Origin of the sequence: Gordonia phosphorivorans (genome assembly GCF_042432625.1) — a bacterium.
Taxonomy (GTDB): domain Bacteria; phylum Actinomycetota; class Actinomycetes; order Mycobacteriales; family Mycobacteriaceae; genus Gordonia; species Gordonia phosphorivorans.
The window spans coordinates 21019-46380 of the sequence record NZ_JBHLWV010000013.1 but is presented as its reverse complement, the minus strand read 5'-3'; the positions used below and the strand labels follow the sequence as shown (position 1 = coordinate 46380).

At 69.1% G+C, this 25362-nt stretch carries 23 protein-coding genes and 2 tRNA genes; 15 read left to right on the top strand and 10 right to left on the bottom strand.

Annotated elements, in window-relative coordinates:
* Window positions 1-132: 132 nt before the first annotated feature.
* Together mgtE and ACFFJD_RS04850 are read right to left on the bottom strand one after the other, a co-directional pair.
* Window positions 133-1470 carry a magnesium transporter gene (mgtE, locus tag ACFFJD_RS04855; RefSeq protein ID WP_382361744.1) on the bottom strand — a complete coding sequence of 446 codons (1338 nt, stop codon included), beginning with the start codon at window positions 1468-1470 and terminating at the stop codon, window positions 133-135.
* Window positions 1467-1964: a PH domain-containing protein gene (locus ACFFJD_RS04850; protein WP_382361742.1), complete on the bottom strand. Its 498-nt coding sequence runs from the start codon at window positions 1962-1964 to the stop codon at window positions 1467-1469. The genes mgtE and ACFFJD_RS04850 overlap by 4 nt, the downstream gene beginning before the upstream one ends.
* A gap of 218 nt (window positions 1965-2182) precedes the next feature.
* Here ACFFJD_RS04850 and ACFFJD_RS04845 point away from each other — a divergent pair, with 218 nt between their 5' ends.
* The 6 genes from ACFFJD_RS04845 (at window position 2183) to ACFFJD_RS04820 (ending at window position 8156) form a co-directional block, all read left to right on the top strand.
* Complete coding sequence (locus tag ACFFJD_RS04845; RefSeq protein WP_382361740.1) at window positions 2183-4093, top strand: acetolactate synthase large subunit; 1911 nt, start codon at window positions 2183-2185, stop codon at window positions 4091-4093.
* The gene (ilvN, locus tag ACFFJD_RS04840; protein ID WP_382361738.1) at window positions 4090-4590 is read left to right on the top strand and encodes an acetolactate synthase small subunit; all 501 of its coding nucleotides are present in this window, start codon (window positions 4090-4092) and stop codon (window positions 4588-4590) included. The genes ACFFJD_RS04845 and ilvN overlap by 4 nt, the downstream gene beginning before the upstream one ends.
* A gap of 76 nt (window positions 4591-4666) precedes the next feature.
* A complete protein-coding gene (ilvC, locus tag ACFFJD_RS04835) occupies window positions 4667-5680 on the top strand; it encodes a ketol-acid reductoisomerase (RefSeq protein ID WP_512700350.1) in 1014 nt (337 codons plus the stop codon).
* A 210-nt stretch (window positions 5681-5890) separates the two neighbouring features.
* Complete coding sequence (locus ACFFJD_RS04830) at window positions 5891-6331, top strand: SRPBCC family protein (RefSeq protein WP_382361736.1); 441 nt, start codon at window positions 5891-5893, stop codon at window positions 6329-6331.
* 101 nt (window positions 6332-6432) lie between these two features.
* Complete coding sequence (locus ACFFJD_RS04825) at window positions 6433-7548, top strand: S-(hydroxymethyl)mycothiol dehydrogenase (RefSeq protein WP_382361734.1); 1116 nt, start codon at window positions 6433-6435, stop codon at window positions 7546-7548.
* Window positions 7548-8156, top strand: a complete 609-nt coding sequence (locus ACFFJD_RS04820) for an MBL fold metallo-hydrolase (RefSeq protein WP_382361732.1) — start codon at window positions 7548-7550, stop codon at window positions 8154-8156. The genes ACFFJD_RS04825 and ACFFJD_RS04820 overlap by 1 nt, the downstream gene beginning before the upstream one ends.
* Before the next feature lie 96 nt (window positions 8157-8252).
* Here the strand turns inward: ACFFJD_RS04820 and ACFFJD_RS04815 are convergent, their stop codons facing one another.
* Window positions 8253-8930, bottom strand: a complete 678-nt coding sequence (locus tag ACFFJD_RS04815) for a chymotrypsin family serine protease (protein WP_382361730.1) — start codon at window positions 8928-8930, stop codon at window positions 8253-8255.
* 273 nt (window positions 8931-9203) lie between these two features.
* Here ACFFJD_RS04815 and serA point away from each other — a divergent pair, with 273 nt between their 5' ends.
* Together serA and ACFFJD_RS04805 are read left to right on the top strand one after the other, a co-directional pair.
* The gene (serA, locus tag ACFFJD_RS04810; RefSeq protein WP_382361728.1) at window positions 9204-10799 is read left to right on the top strand and encodes a phosphoglycerate dehydrogenase; all 1596 of its coding nucleotides are present in this window, start codon (window positions 9204-9206) and stop codon (window positions 10797-10799) included.
* Entirely contained in the window at window positions 10796-11806 is a 1011-nt protein-coding gene (locus ACFFJD_RS04805; RefSeq protein WP_382361727.1) for a 3-isopropylmalate dehydrogenase, read from the top strand. Before serA ends, ACFFJD_RS04805 begins: the two co-directional genes overlap by 4 nt.
* Before the next feature lie 138 nt (window positions 11807-11944).
* Here the strand turns inward: ACFFJD_RS04805 and ACFFJD_RS04800 are convergent, their stop codons facing one another.
* Window positions 11945-13159, bottom strand: coding sequence for an MFS transporter (locus tag ACFFJD_RS04800; protein ID WP_382361725.1), 1215 nt, complete (start codon window positions 13157-13159; stop codon window positions 11945-11947).
* Window positions 13160-13263: 104 nt separating this feature from the next.
* On the opposite strand from ACFFJD_RS04800, the gene ACFFJD_RS04795 reads away from it, so the two are divergent.
* A complete protein-coding gene (locus ACFFJD_RS04795) occupies window positions 13264-14055 on the top strand; it encodes a fumarylacetoacetate hydrolase family protein (protein ID WP_382361723.1) in 792 nt (263 codons plus the stop codon).
* 46 nt (window positions 14056-14101) lie between these two features.
* On the opposite strand, the gene ACFFJD_RS04790 is transcribed toward ACFFJD_RS04795, so the two are convergent.
* Window positions 14102-15154 carry a DUF1648 domain-containing protein gene (locus ACFFJD_RS04790; protein WP_382361721.1) on the bottom strand — a complete coding sequence of 351 codons (1053 nt, stop codon included), beginning with the start codon at window positions 15152-15154 and terminating at the stop codon, window positions 14102-14104.
* Entirely contained in the window at window positions 15126-15500 is a 375-nt protein-coding gene (locus ACFFJD_RS04785) for a GntR family transcriptional regulator (RefSeq protein WP_382361719.1), read from the bottom strand. The genes ACFFJD_RS04790 and ACFFJD_RS04785 overlap by 29 nt, the downstream gene beginning before the upstream one ends.
* Window positions 15501-15601: 101 nt before the next feature.
* Here ACFFJD_RS04785 and gltX point away from each other — a divergent pair, with 101 nt between their 5' ends.
* From gltX to ACFFJD_RS04770, 3 genes are all read left to right on the top strand, one after another.
* A complete protein-coding gene (gene gltX / locus ACFFJD_RS04780) occupies window positions 15602-17074 on the top strand; it encodes a glutamate--tRNA ligase (RefSeq protein WP_382361717.1) in 1473 nt (490 codons plus the stop codon).
* A gap of 256 nt (window positions 17075-17330) precedes the next feature.
* Window positions 17331-17402: transfer RNA gene (locus tag ACFFJD_RS04775), tRNA-Gln, on the top strand.
* 73 nt (window positions 17403-17475) lie between these two features.
* Window positions 17476-17548: transfer RNA gene (locus ACFFJD_RS04770), tRNA-Glu, on the top strand.
* Between the two features lie 269 nt (window positions 17549-17817).
* On the opposite strand, the gene ACFFJD_RS04765 is transcribed toward ACFFJD_RS04770, so the two are convergent.
* Together ACFFJD_RS04765 and ACFFJD_RS04760 are read right to left on the bottom strand one after the other, a co-directional pair.
* On the bottom strand, window positions 17818-18333 hold the full coding sequence (locus ACFFJD_RS04765) for a pyridoxamine 5'-phosphate oxidase family protein (protein WP_382361714.1): 516 nt from the start codon (window positions 18331-18333) through the stop codon (window positions 17818-17820).
* A 9-nt stretch (window positions 18334-18342) separates the two neighbouring features.
* A complete protein-coding gene (locus tag ACFFJD_RS04760; RefSeq protein WP_382361711.1) occupies window positions 18343-19059 on the bottom strand; it encodes an IclR family transcriptional regulator in 717 nt (238 codons plus the stop codon).
* A gap of 100 nt (window positions 19060-19159) precedes the next feature.
* Here ACFFJD_RS04760 and leuC point away from each other — a divergent pair, with 100 nt between their 5' ends.
* The 3 genes from leuC (at window position 19160) to ACFFJD_RS04745 (ending at window position 22213) form a co-directional block, all read left to right on the top strand.
* Entirely contained in the window at window positions 19160-20602 is a 1443-nt protein-coding gene (leuC, locus tag ACFFJD_RS04755) for a 3-isopropylmalate dehydratase large subunit (RefSeq protein WP_382361708.1), read from the top strand.
* Window positions 20603-20624: 22 nt separating this feature from the next.
* Window positions 20625-21215, top strand: coding sequence for a 3-isopropylmalate dehydratase small subunit (gene leuD, locus ACFFJD_RS04750; protein ID WP_382361705.1), 591 nt, complete (start codon window positions 20625-20627; stop codon window positions 21213-21215).
* Window positions 21216-21370: 155 nt separating this feature from the next.
* Window positions 21371-22213, top strand: a complete 843-nt coding sequence (locus ACFFJD_RS04745; protein WP_382361702.1) for an HU family DNA-binding protein — start codon at window positions 21371-21373, stop codon at window positions 22211-22213.
* Between the two features lie 44 nt (window positions 22214-22257).
* Here ACFFJD_RS04745 and ACFFJD_RS04740 read toward each other — a convergent pair whose 3' ends face one another.
* The gene (locus tag ACFFJD_RS04740) at window positions 22258-23172 is read right to left on the bottom strand and encodes an NUDIX hydrolase (RefSeq protein ID WP_382361699.1); all 915 of its coding nucleotides are present in this window, start codon (window positions 23170-23172) and stop codon (window positions 22258-22260) included.
* On the bottom strand, window positions 23169-25361 hold the full coding sequence (locus ACFFJD_RS04735; RefSeq protein ID WP_382361696.1) for an RNA degradosome polyphosphate kinase: 2193 nt from the start codon (window positions 25359-25361) through the stop codon (window positions 23169-23171). The genes ACFFJD_RS04740 and ACFFJD_RS04735 overlap by 4 nt, the downstream gene beginning before the upstream one ends.
* Between the last annotated feature and the right edge of the window lies 1 nt (window position 25362).

Sequence of the window (25362 nt, the reverse complement as noted above, 5' to 3'; positions counted from 1 at the left end):
GTAGCAGGATTGACGGGGCTGGAGTCGACTCATCGACCCATCAGAGGAGTTTACGCGTCCGCCGCGAGGCGAAGCCGCCTGCACCCGGCGCGCTGGCGCGAGTGCAGGCGCCCGAGGCGAGGAAGTCCGGCGTTAGATCCCGAGGACCGTCTTGGCGATCATGAAGTAGATGATCAGGCCGGTGGCATCGCAGAAGGTGGAGATGAACGGGGTGGAGAACACCGCCGGGTCCACGCGGACGGTCTTGGCCAGCAACGGCATCAGGCCACCGACGGTGGCGGCCATGGTGCACACCGACAAGATCGTCAGCCCGATCACGGTGCCGATGTCGAGGCCGTAGACGGCCGCGGCCACGCCGAAGCCGGCCAGACCCAGCGCCGCACCCATGGTGAATCCGACCCGGATCTCCTTGCCGGCCACCCGTCCGACGTCGCGCGGGGCCACCTCGCCGGTGGCCAGCGCGCGCGTGACCGTGGTGGCCGCCTGCGACCCGGTGTTGCCGCCGATCCCGGTCAACAGCGGGATGAACAGGGCCAGGGCGACGCGTTGCTCCAGGGTGCCCTCGAAGAACTCGAGCACGTTGACGGTCAGGATCGCCGACACGGCCAACACGAACAGCCACACCACCCGCGAGCGGGTGATGGCGAACACCGACGCCAGCAGGTACGACTCGCGCAGTGGTTCGCGGGCGCCGGCGCGGGCCTCGTCCTCGTCGCGGGCGGCGTCGACGATCTCGATCGCGTCGTCGAGGGTCAGCACGCCCACCAGACGGTCCTCGGCGTCGACCACCGGCATGGCCGAGATGCCCCGGTCCACGCAGCGGTCGGCGGTGGTCTCGGCGTCGTCGAGGGCGTGCGCGAAGATCGGGGTCTTGGCGATCGGCCCGACCGCTTCCTCGGGTTCGGCCAGCAGCAGGTCGCGCAGGCTCACCACGCCGAGCAGTCGTCGGGAACGATCGACCACCGGGACGATGTAGATCGAGGACACCTGGTGGCCGCGGGCCCGCACCCGGTCGAGCACCTCGTCGGCGGTGTCGTCGGCGAAGGCGTGAATGAACTCCGGGCTCATGCGGCGACCCACGGAACTGCGCGGGAAGCCGAGCACCACGGCGGTCAGTTCCCGCTCCTGGGGGGACAGGGTGCGCACGAGTTCCTTGGCGACGGAGGCCGGGAGCTCGTCGAGCAGCTCGGCCCGGTCCTCCGGGTCGAGATTGTCGAAGGCCTCGGCGACGTGCGCCGAACCGAGCTCGCCGATCAACTCCACCTGAACCTCGGCGTCGAAGTCGTCGAAGATCTCCACCGCCTGGTCCTTGGGCAGCAGGCGGAAACCGATGGTGCGCAGCTGGGGCGGCATCTGCTCCAGCAGCGCCGCCACCTCCTGCGGAGCCAGCGAGGACAGCAGGGCCGCAGCCTCGGGGAGGCGCTTGTCGCGCAGGGCCTGTTCGAGTGTGCGCAGACTGGCCGTGGTCATGGACGTTCGGGGCGATCGGTCTCGGACGAGTCGTCGGCGTCGAGCTGCTCCGCGGTTGCGGCCTCGCGGGCGGCGGCGTACGGGTCGGGGACACGACCGCCGGAAATGGCCGAGAGCGCCGGCAGGTCGGCGAAGGTCACCGCGGGCAGGCTCACGGTGCCGCCGTCCGGCCGGACCGCCTTGACCGCCGACCACTTGGGAAAGCGCAGACCGGCGACGTCGTCCCAGGAGATTCTCGTCGAGCCGAACAGGCGCATGGCTTCCAGTCCGTTCCGGTCGGCCTCGGTGCGCACGCGAGCGATCCACCAGATCTGGACGATCGGGACGAGCACGGTCCACCCGAACCATGCGGGCGAGATGCCGATCATCATCAACACCACGATCAATGTCACCAAGACGGTGAGGTAGGCCAGCCGCGAGATCGCGAAGGTCGCGGACTGCGGGGCGCCGGTGGTCGAATGGGGGGCGGGGCGGGAGGCGGCAGAGTCGGACACGCTGCCATTGTGGCACTGCCGGGTGGATTTGACGTGGCTGCGGCCGCTGCCTTACCGTGGCACGGTGATGAACAAGAATCTTCTCGTAGTAATCGGTCGGCGCGTCCACGCCTGATCGGTCACTTTTGAGACCTTTCGAATTTCATCGACGCGCCCCTCGCACAGCTTCGCTGTCGGGGGTTTTTTCTTGTCAGGACTACCAGGATGAGGATCGTGCAGTGAGCACTCCAACAGCCCGCGGGGCGGCTCGGCCGCAGTCGCCGTCCACCGAATCTCTGCGCTCGGGCGTGACCGTCGCCCCCGAGCGGGTCACCGGCGCCCAGTCCGTCGTGCGGACGCTCGAAGAGCTCGGTGTCGAGATCGTCTTCGGCATTCCCGGTGGTGCGGTACTCCCGGTGTACGACCCGCTGCTCGATTCGCAGAAGGTGCGCCACGTCCTGGTCCGCCACGAGCAGGGCGCGGGCCATGCCGCGACCGGCTACGCGCAGGTCGCGGGCAAGGCCGGCGTCATGATGGCCACGTCCGGTCCGGGCGCCACCAACCTGGTGACCCCGCTGGCCGACGCCCAGATGGACTCGGTGCCGGTGGTGGCCATCACCGGCCAGGTCGGCCGCGCGCTGATCGGTACCGACGCCTTCCAGGAAGCCGACATCTCCGGCATCACCATGCCGATCACGAAGCACAACTTCCTGGTCAGCGCCGCCGCGGACATCCCGCGGATCATCGCCGAGGCCTTCTACATCGCCGAGAGCGGCCGCCCCGGCGCGGTCCTCGTCGACATCCCGAAGGACATCCTGCAGGCGCAGACCACGTTCTCGTGGCCGCCGCAGTTCGACCTGCCCGGCTACCGCCCGGTGACCAAGCCGCACGGCAAGCAGGTGCGCGAGGCCGCACGCCTGATCGCCGAGGCCAAGCAGCCGGTGCTGTACGTCGGCGGCGGCGTCATCAAGGCCGAGGCCGCGCCGGAACTGCTCGAACTGGCCGAGCTGACCGGCATCCCGGTGGTCACCACGCTGATGGCGCGCGGCGCGTTCCCCGACAGCCACGACCTGCACATGGGCATGCCCGGCATGCACGGTGCCGTCGGCGCCGTCGGCGCGCTGCAGCGCAGCGACCTGCTCATCACGCTGGGCGCACGCTTCGACGACCGGGTCACCGGCCAGCTCGACTCGTTCGCGCCGAACGCCAAGGTGATCCACGCGGACATCGACCCGGCCGAGATCGGCAAGAACCGCGAGGTCGACGTGCCCATCGTCGGCGACGTGCGCAACGTGATCATCGATCTGATCGAGGCACTGCGCAACGACGAGGCCACCGGTGGCCGCCGCACCGACCTGACGCAGTGGTGGGCGTACCTCAGTAACCTCCGCTCCACCTACCCGCTCAGCTACGACAAGCAGTCCGACGGCTCGCTGTCGCCGGAGTTCGTCATCTCCGAGCTGGGCAAGGCCGCCGGACCCGACGCGGTCTACTGCGCCGGCGTCGGCCAGCACCAGATGTGGGCCGCGCAGTTCGTCAAGTACGAGAAGCCGCGTACCTGGCTCAACTCGGGCGGCCTGGGCACCATGGGCTACTCGGTCCCCGCCGCCATGGGCGCCAAGGCGGCCTCGCCGGAGACCGAGGTGTGGGCCATCGACGGCGACGGCTGCTTCCAGATGACCAATCAGGAGCTGGCCACCTGCGCGATCGAGGGCATCCCCATCAAGGTGGCCCTGATCAACAACGGCAACCTCGGCATGGTGCGGCAGTGGCAGACGCTGTTCTACGACCAGCGTTACTCGAGCACCGACCTGGCCACGCACACCCGGATGATCCCGGACTTCGTGAAGCTCTCCGAGGCGCTCGGCTGCGTCGCCATCCGCGTCGACCGCGAAGAGGACGTCGCCCCGGCCATCGCCAAGGCGCGCGAGATCAACGACCGACCGGTCGTGATCGACTTCATCGTCGGCAAGGACGCACAGGTCTGGCCGATGGTGGCCTCCGGCTGCGGCAACGACGAGATCATGGCGGCCCGGGACATCCGGCCGCTGTTCGACGACGACGAGTCGGCCGGCGACACCCCGGCCGACATCCACGACACCATGGTGCGTCCGCGCGAGCAGGCACCGGAAGGGGACGACTCGCTGTGAGCACCCATACCCTCAGCGTCCTGGTGGAAGACCGTCCGGGCGTGCTGGCTCGTGTGTCGGGCCTGTTCTCCCGGCGCGGATTCAACATCGAGTCGCTGGCCGTCGGCCCGACCGACCTGAAGGGCATCTCGCGGATGACCATCATGGTCTCGGTGGACGACTTCCCCCTGGAACAGGTCACCAAGCAGCTCAACAAGCTGGTCAACGTCATCAAGATCGTCGAGCAAGAACCGGAGAACTCGGTCTCTCGCGAACTGATGCTCATCAAGGTCCGGACCGATTCGACCAATCGTTCCGAGATCGTCGACGTGGTGAACCTGTTCCGCGCCAAGGTGATCGACGTGTCGCCGGAGTCGTTGACCGTGGAGGCCACCGGCACCTCGGACAAGCTCGAGGCGCTGCTGCGCATGCTCGACCCGTACGGTATTCGGGAGATCGCGCAATCGGGCGGCGTCACGCTCGGACGTGGACCCAAGAGCATGTCGGCTAACCGCTGACGGAACAATCAATACCTAACCGAACAACACCAACGCCTCGCCGACGCCGGTCGGGGCACATCGAAGGGAAAACACTGTGGCTGTCGAGATGTTCTACGACGACGATGCCGACCTGTCGCTGATCCAGGGCCGCAAGGTCGCTGTGATCGGCTACGGCAGCCAGGGCCACGCGCACTCGCTGTCGCTGCGTGACTCGGGCGTGGACGTCGCCATCGGTCTGCGCGAAGGCTCGGCCTCGCGCGCCAAGGCCGAGGAGCAGGGCCTCAAGGTCATGACCGCCGCCGAGGCTTCCGCCTGGGCCGACGTCATCATGCTGCTGGCACCGGACACCAGCCAGGCCAAGATCTTCACCGAGGACATCGAGCCGAACCTGAAGGACGGCGACGCGCTGTTCTTCGGCCACGGTCTCAACATCCACTTCGGTCTGATCAAGCCGCCGGCCAACGTCACCATCGCCATGGTCGCGCCGAAGGGCCCGGGCCACCTGGTCCGTCGTCAGTTCGTCGACGGCAAGGGCGTCCCGGCGCTCATCGCCGTCCACCAGGACCCGAAGGGCGAGGGCCAGGCGCTGGCGCTCAGCTACGCCAAGGGCATCGGCGGCACCCGCGCGGGCGTCATCAAGACCGACTTCAAGGAAGAGACCGAGACCGACCTCTTCGGCGAGCAGGCCGTGCTCTGCGGCGGTACCGAGGAACTGGTCAAGACCGGTTTCGAGGTGCTGATCGAGGCCGGCTACGCGCCGGAGATGGCCTACTTCGAGTGCCTGCACGAGCTGAAGCTGATCGTCGACCTCATGTACGAGGGCGGCATCGCTCGCATGAACTACTCGGTGTCGGACACCGCTGAGTTCGGCGGCTACCTGTCCGGCCCGCGCGTGATCGACGCCGACACCAAGCAGCGCATGCGCGACATCCTGAGCGACATCCAGGACGGCACCTTCGTCAAGCGTCTGGTCGCCAACGTCGAGAACGGCAACACCGAGCTCGAGACCCTGCGCAAGGAGAACGCCGAGCACCCGATCGAGGTCACCGGCCAGAAGCTGCGCGACCTGATGAGCTGGGTGGATCGTCCGATCACCGAGACCGCCTGAGTCTTGTTCCCACCGCGGTCGCGGCGGCACCGCCGCTGACCGCATCCGGGACGTTCCGACAGCCCCGCATCCCGATGGATGCGGGGCTGTCGGCATCTGTGCCGGGCGGCACAGTCGCGGCCGGGACCGGCTACCATTCGGCCGAGGCCACACCGCGGTCGTCGGTGCTCGTCGAACCGCGCGCACCCCAGAGGAAACCAGGAGTCACGCATGGGTCAAGTCCGGCACGAAGTGTTCATCAACGGTCCGCGGGAGAAGGTGTTCGCCTACATCGACGACTACCGCAACGTGCCCGAGTACATGTTCGGGGTGGGCCGCTTCACCCCGACCACCGAGCAGACCTCCGGGCTCGGATCGGTCTTCGAGACGGCCATCAAGGTGGGCCCGAAGGAACTCAAGGCCACCGTCAAGTGCACCGAATGGACCCGGAACGAGCTGATCCGCATGGAGTCGGTCTCCGGCTTCGGCGCCGACACCTGCTGGTCGTTCGCCGACGGTCCGGAACCGGGCACCACCGTGCTCCTGGCCGAGTTCGGCTACACCCTGCCCGGCGGACTGGCCGGCAAGGTGCTCGGCGGGTTGATGGGTCCGTTCGCCGACCAGGCCGTCAAGCACACCGAGAACAAGGTCAAAGCGGCCGTCGAGGGCTGAGCCCCGACGTCCGCCACCGGCATTCACCGAAGAGCCGGCACTCACCGAAGAGCCGGCGCTCACCGAAGAGTCGGCATTCACCAAGAGATTGAGGAGATCGTATGAGCCAGATCGTCAAGGGTGTCATCGCCCGCGCTAAGGGTGCACCCGTCGAGACGGTCAACATCGTCGTGCCCGACCCGGGGCAGGGGGAGGCCGTGGTGAAGATCCTCACCTGCGGCGTCTGCCATACCGACCTGCATTATCGCGAGGGCGGCATCAACGACGAGTTCCCGTTCCTGCTCGGGCACGAGGCCGCGGGCATCGTCGAGGCCGTCGGCGACGACGTGACCGACGTGGCCCCCGGCGACTTCGTGGTGCTCAACTGGCGCGCGGTGTGCGGCCAGTGCCGGGCGTGCAAGCGCGGGGAGCAGCAGTACTGCTTCGACTCCCAGAACGCGACGCAGAAGATGACCATCGCCGACGGTGAGGGTGCCGGCACCGAGCTGTCCCCGGCCCTGGGCATCGGCGCCTTCGCGGAGAAGACCCTGGTGGCGGCCGGCCAGTGCACCAAGGTCGATCCGCAGGCCCGGCCCGCGGCGGCCGGTCTGCTGGGTTGCGGCGTGATGGCCGGCCTCGGCGCGGCGATCAACACCGGCGGCGCCGGGCGCGGCAAGTCGTTGGCCGTGATCGGCTGCGGCGGCGTGGGCGTGGCCGCGATCGCCGGCGGCGCGCTGGCCGGCTCGATGCCGATCATCGCCGTCGACATCGACGCCAAGAAGCTCGAAGCGGCCACCAAGCTGGGCGCCACCCACACCGTCGACTCGTCGAAGGTGGATCCGGTGGCGGCCATCGCGGAGATCTGCGACAAGTACTACCCGGGCGCCGAGGGCGCGGACGTGGTGGTCGACGCCGTCGGTATCCCGGCCACCTGGAAGCAGGCATTCTACGCCCGCGACCTGGCCGGCACCGTGGTGCTGGTGGGCGTGCCGAACCCCGGGATGACGGTCCCGGAGATTCCGCTGGGCGACGTCTTCGGGCGCGGCGGGGCACTCAAGTCCAGCTGGTACGGCGACTGCCTGCCCAGCCGCGACTTCCCGATGCTCGTCGACCTCTACCGCGACGGCCGACTGGATCTGGACGCCTTCGTCACCGAGGAGATCGGCATCGACGACGTGGAGGCGGCGTTCGAGAAGATGCACCACGGTGACGTGCTGCGTTCGGTGGTGGTGATCTGATGACCGCGCGGATCGACCACGCCGTCACCTCGGGCACCTTCAGCCTGGACGGGGAGACCTTCGACGTCGACAACAACGTCTGGGTGATCGGCGACGGCGACGAGTGCATCGTGCTCGACGCGCCGCATTCGGTGGAGCAGATCCTCGAGGTGGTGGCCGGCCGCAAGGTGGTCGCGATCGTGTGCACGCACGCCCACGACGACCACGTCCGGTTCGCACCGGAACTGGCCGCCGCCACCGGCGCCCCGATCTGGCTGCACCCGGACGACGCGCCGCTGTGGGAACTGACCCACCCCGGGCGCGCCTGGGACGCGGATCTGACCGACGGTCAGCGGATCGAGGTCGGCGGCACCACGCTGACGGTCCTGCACACCCCGGGTCACGCGCCCGGCGGGGTCTGCCTGTACGCCCCCGACCTGGGCGTGCTGTTCACCGGCGACACCCTGTTCCACGGCGGGCCGGGCGCCACCGGGCGCTCGTTCTCCAGCCGGGAGCTGCTGGAGGACTCCATCCGCAGCCGCCTGTACGGCCTGCCCGACGACACCGTCGTGCACACCGGCCACGGTGACAGCACCACCATCGGCGCGGAGAAGGCGGCCCTGGGCTGACGCCTCGGCACCCGCGAGAGACAGCGAGGGCGGCCCGGGAGATTCCCGGGCCGCCCTCGCGGTGTCTTCGGCGGTGAGCCGGTGCGCCTGACGGCGTCAGACCACCTTGAATCCGGGGTACCCGGTGGCGTTCAGACGACGCACGATGGTGCCCATGTTGGTACCGGTCTCCGGGCCGACGCAGGAGACGAAGTAGTAGGCGTTGACCATGCCGACCAGGGTGTCGCCGACGACGACGGGGCTGCCGGAGTCGCCTTCGATGACGCACATCTGCGAGAAGTGCGCGGTGCGGTCGGAGAACCAGGCCACGCCGCAGGTGTTGCCGGTGGTCCGGCCTTCCTTGCAGACGATGGTCGGGAAGCCGACCGGACGGGTGCTGTAGCGCTTGATGGTCACCCCGCCGACGGTGCGGACCGGGCGGACCTTGGCGGCGTCGAGTTCGATGACCGCCAGGTCGATGTCGCTGTAGCTGCGAGTGATGGTGCCGATGACGCCGCGGTTCTGGGCGCGCTCGGCGAGCACCAGCTGGCCGGGCTTGCCGCAGTGACCCGCGGTGAGGGCGATCAGCTTGCCGTTGTTCGGTCCCGAGGTGGGACGGCCGACGGCGGTGACGGTGCAGGCCGAGGCGGAGTTCCCGCCCTTGAGAACCAGGATTCCGGAACCGCCGCCGAGTGAAGTCTTGGGGGTGGCAGCCGTACTGGCGCCCAGTCCGATCCCGGTGAGGGACAGGATCGCGGCGATGATGGCCGCGAAGACCAAGCTGGTCTTCTTCATGTAGATACTCCACTCGTCATGTTCTCGACGCCGCAGCGTCGCGGACGTGCCCAGTCTATTCAGGGTCCCCCCGATTCCCGCTATGGAGAAGGCACGGCTCGCTGAAGCCGTGTCCTAAACGAGACACGCTGCATGAATCTACCCTGCGGGGGGTGGCGGACACCACATCGGCGGGCGGCCGAATGTGCTGACCGCGGCCGCGACGCTTAAAGTAGTGGCGATAGACGTATGTGCACGCACATGCCGCACCGATCGAATCTGGAGATACCTATAGTGACCGCATCCGGCCGTCCAGTCGTCCTGATCGCCGACAAGCTCGCTCCTTCTACCGTCGAAGCGCTCGGCAACGACGTAGAGGTCCGCTGGGTCGACGGTCCCGATCGTCCGAAGCTCCTCGAGGCCGTCGTCGACGCCGACGCGCTGCTGGTGCGGTCGGCCACCACCGTCGACGCCGAGGTGCTCAACGCGGGTCCGAACCTGAAGATCATCGCGCGCGCCGGTGTCGGCCTGGACAACGTCGACGTGCCCGCGGCCACCGAGCGCGGCGTGATGGTGGTCAACGCGCCCACCTCCAACATCCATTCGGCCGCCGAACACGCGGTGGCGCTGCTGATGGCCGCCGCCCGTCAGGTGCCGGCCGCCGACGCCACCCTGAAGGACAAGACCTGGAAGCGGTCCTCGTTCAACGGCGTCGAGCTCTTCGACAAGACCGTCGGCGTGGTCGGTCTGGGCCGTATCGGGCAGCTCGTGGCCGCCCGCCTGGGCGCCTTCGAGACCCACCTCATCGCGTACGACCCGTATGTGTCGGCCGCTCGCGCCGCCCAGCTGGGCATCGAGCTGGTGAGCCTGGACGAGCTGCTCGAGCGCGCGGACTTCATCACCATGCACCTGCCCAAGACCAAGGAGACCGCGGGGCTGATCGACGAGGCCGCGCTGGCCCGTACCAAGCCCGGCGTGATCATCGTCAACGCCGCACGCGGTGGCCTGATCGACGAGGCCGCGCTGGCCGCGTCGATCAAGTCCGGTCACGTGCGGGCGGCGGCGCTGGACGTCTACGCGACCGAGCCGTGCACCGATTCGCCGCTGTTCGACCTCGACGAGGTCGTGGTGACCCCGCACCTGGGTGCGTCGACCTCGGAGGCGCAGGATCGCGCAGGCACCGATGTGGCCAAGAGCGTGCAGCTGGCCCTGTCCGGCCAGTTCGTGCCGGACGCGGTCAACATCACCGGCGGCCCCGTCGACGACGAGGTGGCCCCCTGGCTGGACCTCTCGCGCAAGCTGGGCCACCTGGTCGGCATCCTGGGCGAGGCCCAGCCGACCGCGGTCACCGTGGAGATCCGCGGCGAGCTGGCCGCTCGGGACGTGCACGTGCTGGGCCTGTCGGCCACCCGCGGCCTGTTCTCGGCCATCGTCGACGAGCCGGTCACCTTTGTGAACGCGCCGAGTGTGGCCGCCGAGCGCGGGGTCGACTGCGAGGTCACCACCGCCACCGAGAGCCCCAACCACCGCAGCATGATCGACGTGCGCGCGGTCTTCGCCGACGGCTCGCACGTGAACGTGGCCGGCACCCTCACCGAGCCGCGCGAGGTGGAGAAGATCGTCAACATCAACGGTCGTAACTTCGATCTGCGCGCCGAGGGCAAGAACCTCATCATCAGCTACTCCGACCAGCCCGGCACGCTCGGCAAGATCGGCACCCTGCTCGGCAACGCCGGCGTGGACATCTGCGCCGCCGGTCTGGCCCAGGACCTGGAGGGCCCCGGCGCCACCACGATCCTGCGTCTGGACCGTGCCGTCGACGAGGCCACGCTCGAGGCCGTCGCCGACGCCGTGTCGGCCACCCTGATCAAGCAGGTGGACTTCTCGTGAAGATCGCTCTGATCCCCGGTGACGGCATCGGCCCCGAGGTCGTCGACCAGGCGCTGCGGGTGCTGACCAAGCTGCACCCCGAGGTGGAGACCACCGAATTCGATTTCGGCGCCCGTCGCTACCACGCGACCGGCGAACTGCTGACCGACGCGGACATGGCGGCGCTGCGCGAGCACGACGCCATCCTGCTCGGCGCGATCGGCGATCCGTCGGTGCCCTCGGGCATCCTCGAGCGCGGTTTCCTGCTGAAGCTGCGGTTCCTGATGGATCATCACGTGAACCTGCGGCCGTCGATCCTGTTCGACGGTGTCGCCTCGCCGCTGGCGAATCCGGGCACGATCGATTTCGTCGTGGTCCGCGAGGGAACCGAGGGGCCGTACACCGGCAACGGCGGCGCCCTGCGCGTGGGCACCCCGCACGAGATCGCCACCGAGGTGAGCGTCAACACCCGCTTCGGTATCGAGCGCGTGGTGCGCGATGCGTTCGCACGCGCCCAGGCCCGCGGCAAGAAGCTGACGCTGGTGCACAAGAACAATGTGCTGACCTTCGCCGGTTCCATGTGGGCGCGGACCGTCGACGAGGTGGGCAAGGAGTTCCCCGAGGTCGCGACCGACTACCTGCACATCGATGCGGCGACCATCTTCATGGTCACCGACCCGGCGCGCTTCGACGTGATCGTCACCGACAACCTGTTCGGCGACATCATCACCGACCTCGCCGCCGCGGTCACCGGCGGCATCGGCCTGGCGGCGTCGGGCAACATCGACGCCACCGGTGTGAGCCCGTCGATGTTCGAGCCGGTCCACGGCAGCGCACCGGACATCGCCGGTCAGAACCTGGCCGACCCGACCGCCGCCATCCTGTCGGTGGCCCTGCTGCTGCGTCACCTCGGTGACGTCGACGGTGCGGCCCGCGTGGAGGCCGCCGTGGCCTCCGACGTCGCCTCGCGAGGCGAGACCCGCGGATCGACCACCGAGGTCGGCGACCGGATCCTGGCGCTCGTCTGACCCGCTTTTCTCTCCCGCGATGACCGTGGGCGCGAGTTCCTCGCACCCACGGTCATCGTCGTCTCACGGGGGCGGTTCGTCGTGGTGGTCCCCGTCGTCGGGTCGGCCCCCGATCGGTCCTGCTAGCGCTCGGTCCTGCTAGTCCAGGACCGGTTCTTCGCGGCGGACCGGATCGCCCGGAATCAGGGGGAGGGCCAGCACCGGCGCCACCGCGACGAGGCCGAACGCCGCCGAGTAGCCGACCCGTTCGATGAGCGCGCCGAGCAGCGGGGTGGTGACGGCCATCGTGACGAACTGGGCGGTGTTCTGCACGCCCAGTGCCCGCCCGCTCCAGAACGGCCCCGCGGTCTCGGCGATCGCGGTGAAGGCCAGCCCGTTGTCGGCGACGGTGGCGATGGACGCCAGCACCATCAGCACCGGCGCGAGCACCGAGTCGAACTGGTCGGTGAGTGCCAGCAGCGCGAGGCTGACCGCGGCGGCCACCGCGATGACCCGGATGGGGGCCATGCGTGAACCCACCACGTCGGACACGCGACCGGCCACGATGCGGCCCAGTGCGCCCATGATCTGGGTGACGGTCACCAGCACGCCCGCGCTCAGCGGGCTCCAGCCCTGCGCCAGAATCAGCCACGCCGGGACGAACGTCCACAGCATGCTCTGACCGATCACCAGCAGCACGCTGAAGGCGTGGATCCGCCACAGATAGGCGCCGGATCGGTACGGGTTCCCGGTCGGCTGCGCGGTCAACTGCGAGGGCGGCAGCTCCGGGTCCACGATGCCGGCGTACACCACCACCAGCCCGAGGACGGCGACGACGGCGGGCACGGCCAGGGCCGCGGTCACCGAGACGCGCTCGGCCAGGACCGGCATGGTCAGGGCCAGGACGGCGATGCCCAGGGGCTGGGCCATCTGCCGGATGCCCATCGCGGTGCCGCGCTGATCGGCGGGGAAGAAGCCCACCACGATCCGTCCGCTGGCGCCGTTGGCGGCTCCCGAACCGATGCCGCCGACCAGCAGTGCCGCGCCCAGCGCGAGGGGTCCGGCGTCGGTCGCGACCGCCAGGACGGCGCCGACGGTGCCCAGGACGGTGACCGACAGGGAGGCCAGCAGGATGCGCCGCTCGCCGAACCGGTCCAGCGCCCAGCCCCACGCGATGATCGCGGCGGTGATGCCGACGGTGGGGACGGCGGCGAGCAGGGCCGCCGTGCTCAGCGGCATGCCCGCCGACTGCAACTGCGGGATCACATAGGCGAAACCGCTGGTCGCGGCCGTGGCGGTGAGGGCCGCGATGAGGGCGCAGACCAGGATGGTCCACCGACGTCGCGTCGACAGCGCGGACGGGTGCGCGGACATGCCGACCTCCACCGGTTGATATCTCAATGAATGGGATTGCAGTATCAGAGTATAGAACACGCGCCGGGCGTCGGCGGCGGGGGCGGCTGCGCTAATCTGGCGCTATGAAACTGGCTCGTGTCGCGACTCCGGACGGAATGGCCTTCGTGGCCGTAGAGGGCGAGCAGGGCGCGGAGGTGGTGCGCGAGATCGCCGAGCACCCGTTCGGCGATCCGACGTTCACCGGACGCAGCTGGCCGCTGAGCCAGACCCGCCTGCTGGCGCCGATTCTGGCGGGCAAGGTGATCGCCATCGGTAAGAACTACGCCGATCACGCCGCGGAGATGGGCTCGCAGGCCCCGGCCGATCCGGTGATCTTCCTGAAGCCGAACACCTCGATCGTCGGGCCCGGCGTGCCGATCGTCCGGCCGCGGGTGGTGGGTGATCCCGACGGTGCCTTCGAGCGCGTGGACTACGAAGGCGAACTGGCCGTCGTCATCGGTCGACCCTGCCGGAACGTGAAGGCGGCTGACGCCGCAGGCGTGATCCTCGGCTACACCGTCGCCAACGACGTGACGGCGCGGGATCAGCAGCGCCACGACGGGCAGTGGACCCGGGCCAAGAGTCACGACACCTTCTGCCCGCTCGGCCCGTGGATCGAGACGACCCTGGATCCCTCGGATCTGGCCCTCACCACCACCCTGGACGGGCAGACGCGCCAGTCCGGCCGCACCTCGGCGATGATCCACGACATCGGCGCCATCGTCGAGTGGATCTCGGCCGTGATGACGCTGCTGCCCGGCGACGTGATCCTGACCGGTACGCCGGCCGGGATCGGTCCGATGACGGGCGGGCAGAGCGTCTCGGTGACCATCGAGGGCATCGGCACCCTGACTAACCCGGTGGTCGACAAGTAGCGTCGACCACCGACCCCGGGCCCGCGCGGTCGGCGCCTGCGGGCGGCTACCGTCCGGACTGCTTCGCGCGGTCGACGAGGGCGGCCAGCAGGGTCGCGCCGGTCTCGGCGTCGTCGACCACCACGCCGAAGCTGCGGCCGTTGGTGCGTTCGACGACGATGGCCGGTCCGCGCCGCGGCACCACTCCGGTGCGGGTGCCGATGCGTCGGATGCCGTAGCCGCCGTAGTCGCCCAACGGACGCACCTCCGGGTTCACGCGGACCTCCACGATGTCCTCCAGCGGCACCCGCAGCCGGGGCAGGCCCGCGACCGAGGACACCGTGAGACCACGCTCGTCCACCCGGACCCGGAACGCGACCGTCATCGCGATGGCCAGCAGGATCAGCAGCGTGACCACCGCGGCGCCGACGACGGCTCCGGTGCTCTCGCCGGTGGCCCAGGTGTAGATCGTGGTCAGCAGGGCCAGGACGAAGCCGCCCACCGCCAGGGCGGCGGTGCCCGTCGAGGCCGCGGTGGTCCGCAACCACGCGGCGCGCTCGTCCGGGGCCAGACTCAGCCCCGAGGCCACGGCGGCGCGGTCGGCGCCGGCCGGCGGTATCGGCAGCAGTGCGGCGGCCACCGCGCCGCAGGCCACGGCCGCCAGTGCGGCGACGCCGACCACGCCGGCCACCGGCACGGTCCGGCCGTCGGTCTGGTACCACGCGGTCGCGGTGAACAGGATCGTCAGCAGCACCACCACGCCCAGGGACGTGCCGCCGAGGACGCGATAGACCCAGCCGCCGTCGCCCTGGGCCAGGGGGCGGACCGCGGGCGCCGTGATCAGGGCGACGGTCAGGAGCCCGAGCACGGCGGTGGTGAGCGGCAGCGACCAGGCGGGCGCCCAGCGGTCCGGTTCCCCGGCGAGGTTCCAGTGCATGGCGATCTGGTCGGGCAGCGAACCCAGGAGGGACAGTTGAACCGCCGTCGCCAGCACGATCGCGAACACCGGCAGCAGGATCGCGACGGCGGTGAAGGCGATCAGCGGTCGGCGGCGGGCGAGCTCGTCGGCGGACAGGGTGGGCTGGCCGGAGTCACCGGTCATGGGGCGTTCGGTGGGCATGCGAGGCCTCCTTCACGAGGGCGGACAGGGTTTCGGGACGGATGTCGTGGGCGGCGGCCTTGGCCGTGAGGGCGGCGATGTCGGCGTCGAGTGCGCGCAGGCGCTCCCCGGTCTCGGTGACCACCGCGCCGCGTCCGCGGCGCAGTTCCACCAGACCTTCGTCGCGCAGGTCCTGGTAGGCGCGCAGCACCGTGTGCATGTTGACCTGCAGTGCCGAGGCCACCTCGCGGGCCGGTGGGAGACGGTCGCCGCTGCGCAGGCCGCCGGTGCACAGCTCGGCGCGGACGGCGTCGGCGATCTGCCCGAAGATGGGCTCCTCGCTGCCTGGCCGGATGCGGAACAACATGCAAATAGTTCTACTTCACCTAGAACAATCCGGCAACCGGGGTCGAAGAAGGGCGGCTCCCGTCGTCCGCGGACGTCGTGCGGGCGACTACGCTGACCTGCATGACCGTCCGCGTTCGCTTCTGCCCTTCACCCACCGGAACCCCCCATGTCGGCCTCGCCCGCACCGCGCTGTTCAACTTCGCGCAGGCCCGGCACGACGGCGGCACCTTCGTCTTCCGTATCGAGGACACCGACTCCGCCCGCGACAGCGAGGAGAGCTATGCGGCCATCCTGGATGCGCTGCGCTGGCTCGGTCTCGACTGGGACGAGGGCCCCGAGGTGGGCGGTCCGTACGGCCCGTACCGGCAGTCCGAGCGCAAGCAGCTTCACCTCGACGTCGTCGACCGCCTCGTGGAGGCGGGTTTCGCCTACGAGGCCTACTCCACGCCGGAGGAGGTGGAGGCGCGCCACCGCGAAGCCGGGCGCGACCCGAAGCTGGGCTATGACAACTTCGATCGCGACCTGACCGACGAGCAGCGCGCGCAGCACCGGGCGGACGGCCGTGCGCCGGTGATCCGGCTGCGGATGCCCGACGAGGACATCTCCTGGGACGACCTGGTGCGGGGCACCACCGTGATCAAGGCCGGCACCGTGCCCGACTTCGCGCTCACCCGCGGCTCCGGCGACCCGCTCTACACGTTGGTCAACCCCGTCGACGACGCGATGATGAAGATCACGCACGTGCTGCGCGGCGAGGACCTCCTCTCGTCGACGCCGCGGCAGATCGCGCTGTACCGCGCCCTGCAGGCCATCGGGGTGGCCGACGAGGTGCCGGAGTTCGGGCACCTGCCGTTCGTGATGGGCGAGGGCAACAAGAAGCTCTCCAAGCGCGACCCGGAGTCGAGCCTGTTCCACCACCGCGATCGCGGCTTCCTGCCGGAAGGTCTGATCAACTACCTCGCCCTGCTGGGCTGGGGGCTGTCCGGCGACAACGACATCTTCACGCTCGACGAGATGATCGCGGCCTTCGACGTCCGCAACGTCAACTCGAACCCGGCGCGATTCGACCAGCGCAAGGCCGACGCGATCAACGCCGAGCACATCCGGCGCCTGGAGCCGACCGACTTCGCCGGCCGCCTGCGCCGCTTCCTCGTCGAGCACGGTCACCTGAACGAGCCGGTCGACGACGCGGTGTTCCTGCCGCTGGCCGAGCTGGTGCAGACCCGGATCCAGGTGCTCAGCGAAGCGTGGGACCTGATGAAGTTCGCCTACGTCAGCGACGAGGACTTCACCTTCGACGAGAAGTCCGCGGCCAAGAACCTCAAGGGCGATGCCGTCGCCGTACTCGACGCCACGATCGCCGCGTGCGAAGCGGTCGGGGAGTGGACCACCCCCGGACTGGAGGAGGCGCTCAAGGCGGCGCTGATCGACGGACTCGAGCTCAAGCCGCGTAAGGCCTACGGTCCGGTGCGCGTGGGCGTCACCGGTGCGGCGGTCAGCCCGCCGCTGTTCGAGTCCATGGAGATCCTGGGTCGGGAGAAGACGCTGCGCCGGCTGGCGCAGGCGCGCGCAGTGGCGGCGGCGGCCGAGTAGTCCGCGCACCTACACCCGCCGATTCACCCGCTGTGAAGTTCCTCACAGTGGGTGAATTCTTTTCCTGCCCGCCCGGTGTGCCCGTGGCCGCCCGCGGCGCCTTTTCGTCCGGCGGCGAAGGCCGTGCGATGCGCCCGTAGTGCGAATTTGACCCCTCTGACCTGGCGATTTGTAGTTTAGGGGTGGTGTCTTGGTAGTGTTCTTCTCGGTTCGGAACGACGCGGAGAGCTCGCCGCGGAAGATCCGGGAAAACCCTTGGGGTATGGTGTAATTGGCAACACAGCTGATTCTGGTTCAGCCATTCTAGGTTCGAGTCCTGGTACCCCAGCGAGATACACGGGGATACCCGTGTGCCTCATAATTGAATAGCTCGCTCGGTGAAGTCAGTCGAGCAGTTCTAGGGCCCCGTCGTCTAGCGGCCTAGGACGCCGCCCTCTCAAGGCGGTAGCGCGGGTTCGAATCCCGTCGGGGCTACAAATGAGGAAGACCCCCGGATCGCTATGCGATCCGGGGGTCTTCCTCATTTGTATATTCAGCAGAGCGATTCGAGGAGGAGCGAAGCGACGGAGTCCCGTCGGGGCTACTCGAAGCGAGTGGGCCCTTTCGTATCGGAGCGACCCCGGCTCCCCGCTCCCTGAGCTTCCCGCCCACTCCCCGAGCCTGTCGAAGGGCGCCTCCCCGAGCCCGTCGTAGGGCGCAGCCCTGAACCTGTCGTAGGGCGCCGTCCCGAGCCTGTCGAGGGTTCAGCTGTAGAACTGGGCGGTGCTGCCGGCGAGCGGGAGCTCGGGGAGGTTCAGCTTGCGGTGGTCCCAGGACCGGACCCGCTGCGGCACCACGCGCACCGCGACGCGCTTGTGCATCATCGCGTCGACGGCGGGGCGCAGTTCGTCGGTGTACGGCCCGTTGTAGCGCTCCCAGACGCTGATACCCGTCTGCAGGCAGGTCTCGGCGTCGTCGAAGATCTCGGCGGTGCCCTCGATGGCGACCCCGCGCAGGGTGTCGTAGGTGAGGCCGTCCTCGATCATCACCGTCAGGCGCGCGTCGCGGCGCAGGTTCACGGCCTTCTGCGACTTCGCCTTGGTCTCGAACCACAGCTCCGGCAGGGCGCCGTCGCCGTCGGCCACGCCGAACCACATGGCGACCAGATGTGGCTGGCCGTCGGCGCCGACGGTGGCCAGGGTCGCGGTGCGGTTGCGGTGAATGAACTCGGTGATCTCGTCATCGGACATGACGATCTGACTGCGCTGCTTGGTTCCCATGGGCCGACGCTAGCGCAGCGGCGGGGACAATCGTGTGCCGATGCGGGTGGCGGCGACGACGAGGTGGTCGGCCCATCGTTCGCCGGGGCGGCGGCCCATCCGGTCGATGGGGCCGGACACCGAGACCGCGGCGATCACGTCGCCGGCGGCGTCGTACACCGGGGCCGAGACGCTGGCGACGCCGTCGGCGCGCTCGCCGGCGCTGTGCGCCCAGCCCCGCTTGCGCACGTCGGACAGGGTGCGTTCGGTGTACCGGGCCTCGGCGAGCAACTCGGTGCGGGCATCCGGGTGTGCGAACGCCGCCAGCACGCGGGCGGCCGAGCCGGCGGTCATCGGCAGTCGGGAGCCCACCGGCACGGTGTCGCGCAGCCCGGTGGGGGGCTCGACGGCGGCCACGCACACGCGCTCGTGCCCTTCGCGGCGATACAGCTGGACGGATTCGCCGGTGGCCTGCTGCAGCTCCGGGAGGAGGGGCAGTGCAGCCTCCAGCAGGGCATCGGGCGCGGCGGCGGCCAGGCTGTGCAGGGCCGGACCCGGCGTCCACCGGCCGGTGGCGTCGCGGGTCAGCAGCTGGTGCGTCTCCAGCCCGACGGCCAGGCGGTGCGCGGTGGCGCGCGGCAGGCCGGTTGCCTCGGTCAGCTCGGCGAGGTTGCAGGGTTGCTGCGCGAGCGTCTGCAGGACCAGCACCGATTTGTCTAGGACGCCGATTCCGCTAGTATTTCTCATACGGCGATATTAGCCGTCCACATATTGAGATTGCCAGTCCCGCCTCGGCGACAGCCCCGAAGCCGGTGGAACAGGTAAGACGCGAAAGTCGAGCATGCTCATGACGCAGTCAGCAGCAGCCGGCGTGCCCCGCACGCTGGCCGAGAAGGTCTGGGACGCCCACGTGGTGGTGCCCGGAAAGGTCGACGACAACGGCGAGGCCGCCCCGGACCTGATCTACATCGACCTGCACCTGGTGCACGAGGTGACCAGCCCGCAGGCCTTCGACGGCCTCCGCGTGGCCGGCCGCCCGCTGCGTCGACCGGACCTGACCATCGCGACCGAGGACCACAACGTCCCGACCACCGACATCTTCAGCCCGATCGCCGACCAGGTGTCCGCGCTGCAGGTGGAGACGCTGCGCCGCAACTGCGAGGAGTTCGGCGTGCGGCTGTACCCGATGGGCGACGCCGAGCAGGGCATCGTGCACGTCGTCGGACCGCAGCTGGGGCTCACGCAGCCGGGCATGACCGTCGTCTGCGGCGACAGCCACACCTCCACGCACGGCGCCTTCGGTGCCATCGCCATGGGCATCGGCACCTCCGAGGTGGAGCACGTGATGGCCACCCAGACCCTGTCGCTGCGTCCGTTCCGGACCATGGCGATCAACGTCGACGGCGAGCTGCCGGCGGGCGTCACCGCCAAGGACCTGATCCTGGCGATCATCGCCGAGATCGGCACCGGTGGCGGCCAGGGCCACGTCCTGGAGTACCGCGGATCGGCCATCGAGAAGCTGTCGATGGACGCGCGGATGACCATCTGCAACATGTCGATCGAGGCCGGTGCCCGCGCGGGCATGATCGCGCCCGACCAGATCACCTACGACTACCTGAAGGGCCGTCCGCACGCTCCGGCCGGCGAGGAGTGGGACCGCGCGGTGGAGTACTGGGACAGCCTGCGCACCGACGAGGGCGCGGTCTTCGACCGAGAGGTCCACATCGACGCGTCCGCGTTGACGCCGTTCATCACCTGGGGCACCAACCCCGGTCAGGGACTGCCGCTGGGCGCCAACGTGCCCGACCCGGCCGACATCGTCGACGAGACCGAAGCGCTCGCCGCGGCCCGCGCGCTGGAATACATGGACCTGAAGGCGGGCACGCCGCTGCGCGACGTGGCGGTCAACACCGTCTTCGTCGGCTCCTGCACCAACGGTCGCATGGAGGACCTGCGGGCGGTCGCCGACGTGCTCAAGGGCCGCAAGGTGGCCGACGGGGTGCGCATGCTGATCGTGCCCGGCTCGATGAAGGTGCGCGCCGAGGCCGACGCCGAGGGTCTCGGCGAGGTCTTCGAGGCGGCCGGCGCCGAATGGCGCATGGCGGGCTGCTCGATGTGCCTGGGCATGAACCCCGACCAGTTGGCGCCGGGGGACCGCTGCGCGTCGACGTCGAACCGCAATTTCGAAGGGCGACAGGGCAAGGGCGGTCGCACGCATCTCGTCTCGCCCGCCGTCGCCGCCGCGACCGCGGTGCGCGGCACGCTGTCCTCACCCGCAGACCTGGCCTGAACTTCCACCGAGAAAGACGCTCATGGAACCCATCGTTAAGCACACCGGCATCGGAGTCGCGTTGCAGCGCAGCAACGTCGACACCGACCAGATCATCCCCGCCGTCTACCTCAAGCGGGTCACCCGCACCGGCTTCGAAGACGGCTTGTTCGCCGCCTGGCGCGGCGACCCCGACTTCATCCTCAACAACGAACCGTGGAGCAAGGGCTCGGTGCTCGTCGCGGGGCCCGACTTCGGCACCGGCTCCTCGCGTGAGCACGCCGTCTGGGCGCTCATGGACTTCGGCTTCCGCGTGGTGCTCTCCGCACGCTTCGCCGACATCTTCCGCGGCAACGCCGGCAAGGCGGGACTCGTTGCGGCACAAGTGAATCAGGACGACATCGAGCTGCTGTGGAAGCGGCTAGAGGCCGAGCCCGGACTGGAGCTGACCGTCGACCTCGAGACGCGGACGGTGAGTGCCGGCGACCTCGTGGTCCCGCTGCAGATCGACGACTACACCCGCTGGCGCCTGATGGAGGGTCTCGACGACATCGGCCTCACCCTGCGGGAGGTCGACGCGATCAGTGAATTCGAGCAGAAGCGGCCCGGCTTCCTGCCCGTGACTCTTCCCTGATCGTCGTAACTGAACAATCGCTTATCGAATTCCTTACCGCCCGAACCGGATTCGGGTGGTAAGGAATTCTTCTTATGCGGCCACGACGGTCCGTGAGTGCGTTTACCGTGAGGATCAGCCGGTCCGGCTAGCGAAAACAACGCGCGGAGGAACGCATGAATAAGGCCCAACTCATCGAAGAGCTGACCAAGCGCCTCGATGCAGATCGCAAGACCGCCACCGAGGCGGTAGAAGCCGTCATCGACACCATCGTCCGCGCCGTGAGCAAGGGGGAGAGCGTCACCATCACGGGCTTCGGCGTCTTCGAAAAGCGGCGCCGCGCACCGCGAGTGGCGCGCAACCCGCGGACCGGTGAGACCGTCAAGGTCCGCGCCACCAACATCCCGGCCTTCCGTCCGGGTGCCCAGTTCAAGGAGATCATCGCAGGCCGTAAGCGTCTGAAGGCGGGCGAACCCGCGGTCAAACGGACCGCGCCGGCCATCGAGGAGAAGGCGCCGGCCAAGAAGCCCACTGGAACAAAGGCCGCTGGAACAAAGGCTGCTGGGGCGGATAAGGCCACTGCGGCGAAAAAGACTACTGCAGCGAAGAAGACCACTGCGGCAAAGAAGACCGCGACCAAGAAAACTACCGCCGCGAAGAAGACCACCGCCGCGAAGAAGACCACTGCGGCAAAGACGTCCGCGGCGAAGACGTCCACTGCGGCGAAGACGACTGCCGCGAAGAAGACCACGGCCAAGAAAGCCACTGCGGCAACGAAGTCCACCCCAGCGACGAAGGCGACCCCGGCGAAGAAGACGGCTGCGGCAAAGAAGTCCACAGCCGCCCCGAAGACTGCCGCCGCGAAGAAGGCGCCGGCGACCAAGGCCACGGCGACCAAGACCGCGGGGACCACGGCCAAGAAGGCGCCCGCCAAGAAGACAACCACCGCTGCCAAGACCACGGCTGCCAAGAAGGCTCCCGCGAAGAAGGCGCCGGCCAAGAAGGCCGCCGGAAAGTAGTCGGCGGGGCACTAGTCGGCGCGGAATCAGTCAGCGCCGATCAGTCAGCGGCGGTCCTGCTCGCCGAACGGGCTCGGCAGGTAATCGGCCTGCACCAGGGTGTCGCCCCGCAGCGTCAGCATCCACGTCGCGCCCTTGCGCGTCCGGGTCGAGGGCAGCGTGACGCCCGCTTCCTGGGCCCAGCGCTTGAGCAGCGGACCGATCGCCTTGCCCTGACTGCAGAGCACGCGCACCCCGGCGGTCGGCGCGGCGAGCTCGCGCAGCCGCGCATAGGAGGCGTCGGGGTCCGCGGCGCAGGCCTCCTCGGTCAGCGTCGGCTCGATCACGATGTCGGAGCGCAATTCCCGCGACAGCGGCTCCAAGGTCTGCACGCAGCGGCGACGATCGGCGGCGTGCAGGTGCGCGGGTCCGAACAGGCCGAGCAGCCCCACCAGGGCTCGGGCCTGCTCCGCACCGTTGTCGTCCAGTGCACGCGCATGATCCTTGCTCGAGCGCGAGCGGCGACCGGCGGTGGCATGACGGACCACCACCAGCTGGTGCAGCTCGTCGGCCGGGTAGGCGCTGAAGGCGGCCAGGATCGCACGGTCGGCGTCGTAGGACACCGTGCGCGCGGCACCGTCCACCGGTAGCCATTGCACGTCGTCGGTCTCGTGATTGGCGACGAACCGGCCGCCGCCGGCGGCGATCGACCAGTAGGCGACCTTCTTCTCGACGCCGGGTTTCAGCGTGTACTCGACGGTGCCGAGATGCCGCCCCACCCGGCCGTCGTAGCCGGTCTCCTCCACCGTCTCGCGCGCGGCCGTCGCGATCAACAGCTCGCCGTTGTGCGTCTTGCCCTTGGGCAGCGACCAGTCGTCGTACCTCGGCCGGTGCACCACCGCCACTTCCACACCGTCGCGTGACGAGGTGCGCCACAGCACGCCGCCGGCGGCCCACTGCGTCCGCGGCGTCGGGGTCATGCGCCCGATCCGGACTCGGAGTAGGCGCGGGTGCGCAGCCCCATCTGGCGCTGATGGTCGCGGACCTTCTCGCCCGCGGCGGGGGAGGCGGTCCACGCGCCGTCGGGCTGCAGTTCCCAGCAGCGCGTGCGCGGGTCGAACGCGGAGTCGAAGATCTTCTGCAGATCGGCCGTCAGTCGACGCTCGCGCACCTGCACCATCACCTCCACGCGCCGGTCCAGGTTGCGGTGCATCATGTCGGCGCTGCCGATCCAGTACTCGTCGGCGGCACCGAAGACCAGGATGCGCGAATGCTCCAAGAACTGGCCGAGGATCGAGCGGACGGTGATGTTCTCGCTGAGGCCGGGGACGCCCGGGCGGAGCGCACAGATGCCGCGGACGAAGATGTCCACCGGCACACCGGCCTGGGAGGCGCGGTACAGCGCGTCGATCACCTGTTCGTCGACCAGGGCATTGGCCTTGAGCTGGATGCGAGCGGCGGTGTTGCCGGCGCGCAGCGCGGCCACCTCACCGTGAATCCGTTCGATGATGCCGGTGCGAATGCCGTGCGGGGCCACCAGCAGGTTCCGGTACTCCTTCTTCCGGGAGTACCCGGTCAGGGTGTTGAACAGGTCGGTGAGGTCCGCGCCGATCTCCGGGGCCGCGGTGAACAGGCCCACGTCCTCGTACAGCCGGGCGGTCTTGGGGTTGTAGTTGCCGGTGCCGATGTGGCAGTAGCGGCGGATGGCCGCGCCCTCGCGCCGCACCACCAGGCAGGTCTTGCAGTGCGTCTTGAGTCCGACGAGGCCGTACACCACGTGGACGCCCGCCTGCTCCAGCTTGCGCGCCCACCGGATGTTGGCGTGTTCGTCGAAACGCGCCTTCAGCTCCACCAGGGCGACGACCTGCTTGCCCGCCGCGGCCGCGTCGATCAGGGCATCGACGATCGGGGAGTCGCCGGAGGTGCGATACAGCGTCTGCTTGATGGCCAGCACCTGGGGATCGGCGGCCGCCTGCTCGATGAACCGCTGCACGCTGGTGGAGAAGCTGTCGTACGGGTGATGCACCAGCACGTCGCCTTCCTGCAGCGTCGTGAAGATGCTCTTGGGCGTCTCGCGTTCGCCGAACGCCGGGTGGGTCTTCGGGACGAAGGGGCGTTCCTTGAGTGCGGGTCGGTCCACGGCGTAGACCTCGAACAACGCGGTGAGGTCGAGCAGCCCCGGCACCCCGATCACATCGGCGGGGTTCACGTCGAGCTCGCGCAGCAGCAGCTCGAGCATGTGCTCGCTCATGTCGTCGCCCACCTCGAGGCGCACCGGTGACCCGAAACGACGACGCGCCAGTTCGCGTTCGAGGGCCTGCAGCAGATCCTCGTCCCGGTCCTCGTCCACCTCGAAGTCGGCATTGCGGGTGATACGGAAGACGTGCTGCTCCACCACCTGCATGCCCGGGAACAGGAACTCCAGGTTGGCCCCGATCAGCTTCTCCAACGGCAGGAAGACGGCCGGCTGGTGCCCGTCCGGGCCGGCCGGGGTGTCGCCGGGAATCAGATGGTCGACGCGGATGAAGCGATTGATGTTGTTGGGGACCTTGACGCGGGCGAAGTGCTCGCCGCCCTCACCCACGTCGCGAACGGTCACCGCGAGGTTCAGAGACAGGCCGCTGATGTAGGGGAACGGGTGTGCCGGGTCCACCGCGAGGGGAGTCAGTACCGGGAACAGCTCGTTCTGGAAATACTCGGTCAGACGTGTCTGCTGCAGCATCGACAGGTCGTCCCAGTCGGCGATGTGCACGTTGGCCTCTGCGAGCGCCGGGAGCACCGAGTCCAGGAAGACGCGGGCGTGCCGGTCGGCGATCTTCTGGGTGCGGGCGGCGATCAACTGCAGCTGCTCGCGCGGCGATCGCCCGTCGGCCGACCGGACCGACAGGCCGGTTTCGTCGCGACGCTTCAGACCCGCCACCCGAACCATGAAGAACTCGTCCAGATTGGACGAGAAGATGGCCAGGAACTTGGCGCGCTCGAGGAGGGGGAGCGAGGGGTCCTCGGCGAGTGCCAGCACACGGGAGTTGAAGTCGAGCCAGCTCAACTCGCGATTGAAGTAGCGCGCGGGCGGGAGATCCGCGGACTCGTCGGGGTCGACGGTCTCGGCCGGAAGCGCAGCGGGAAGCGCGGCGTTCGAGGGTTCGGTGGTCTCGTCCGTGGCAGTCACG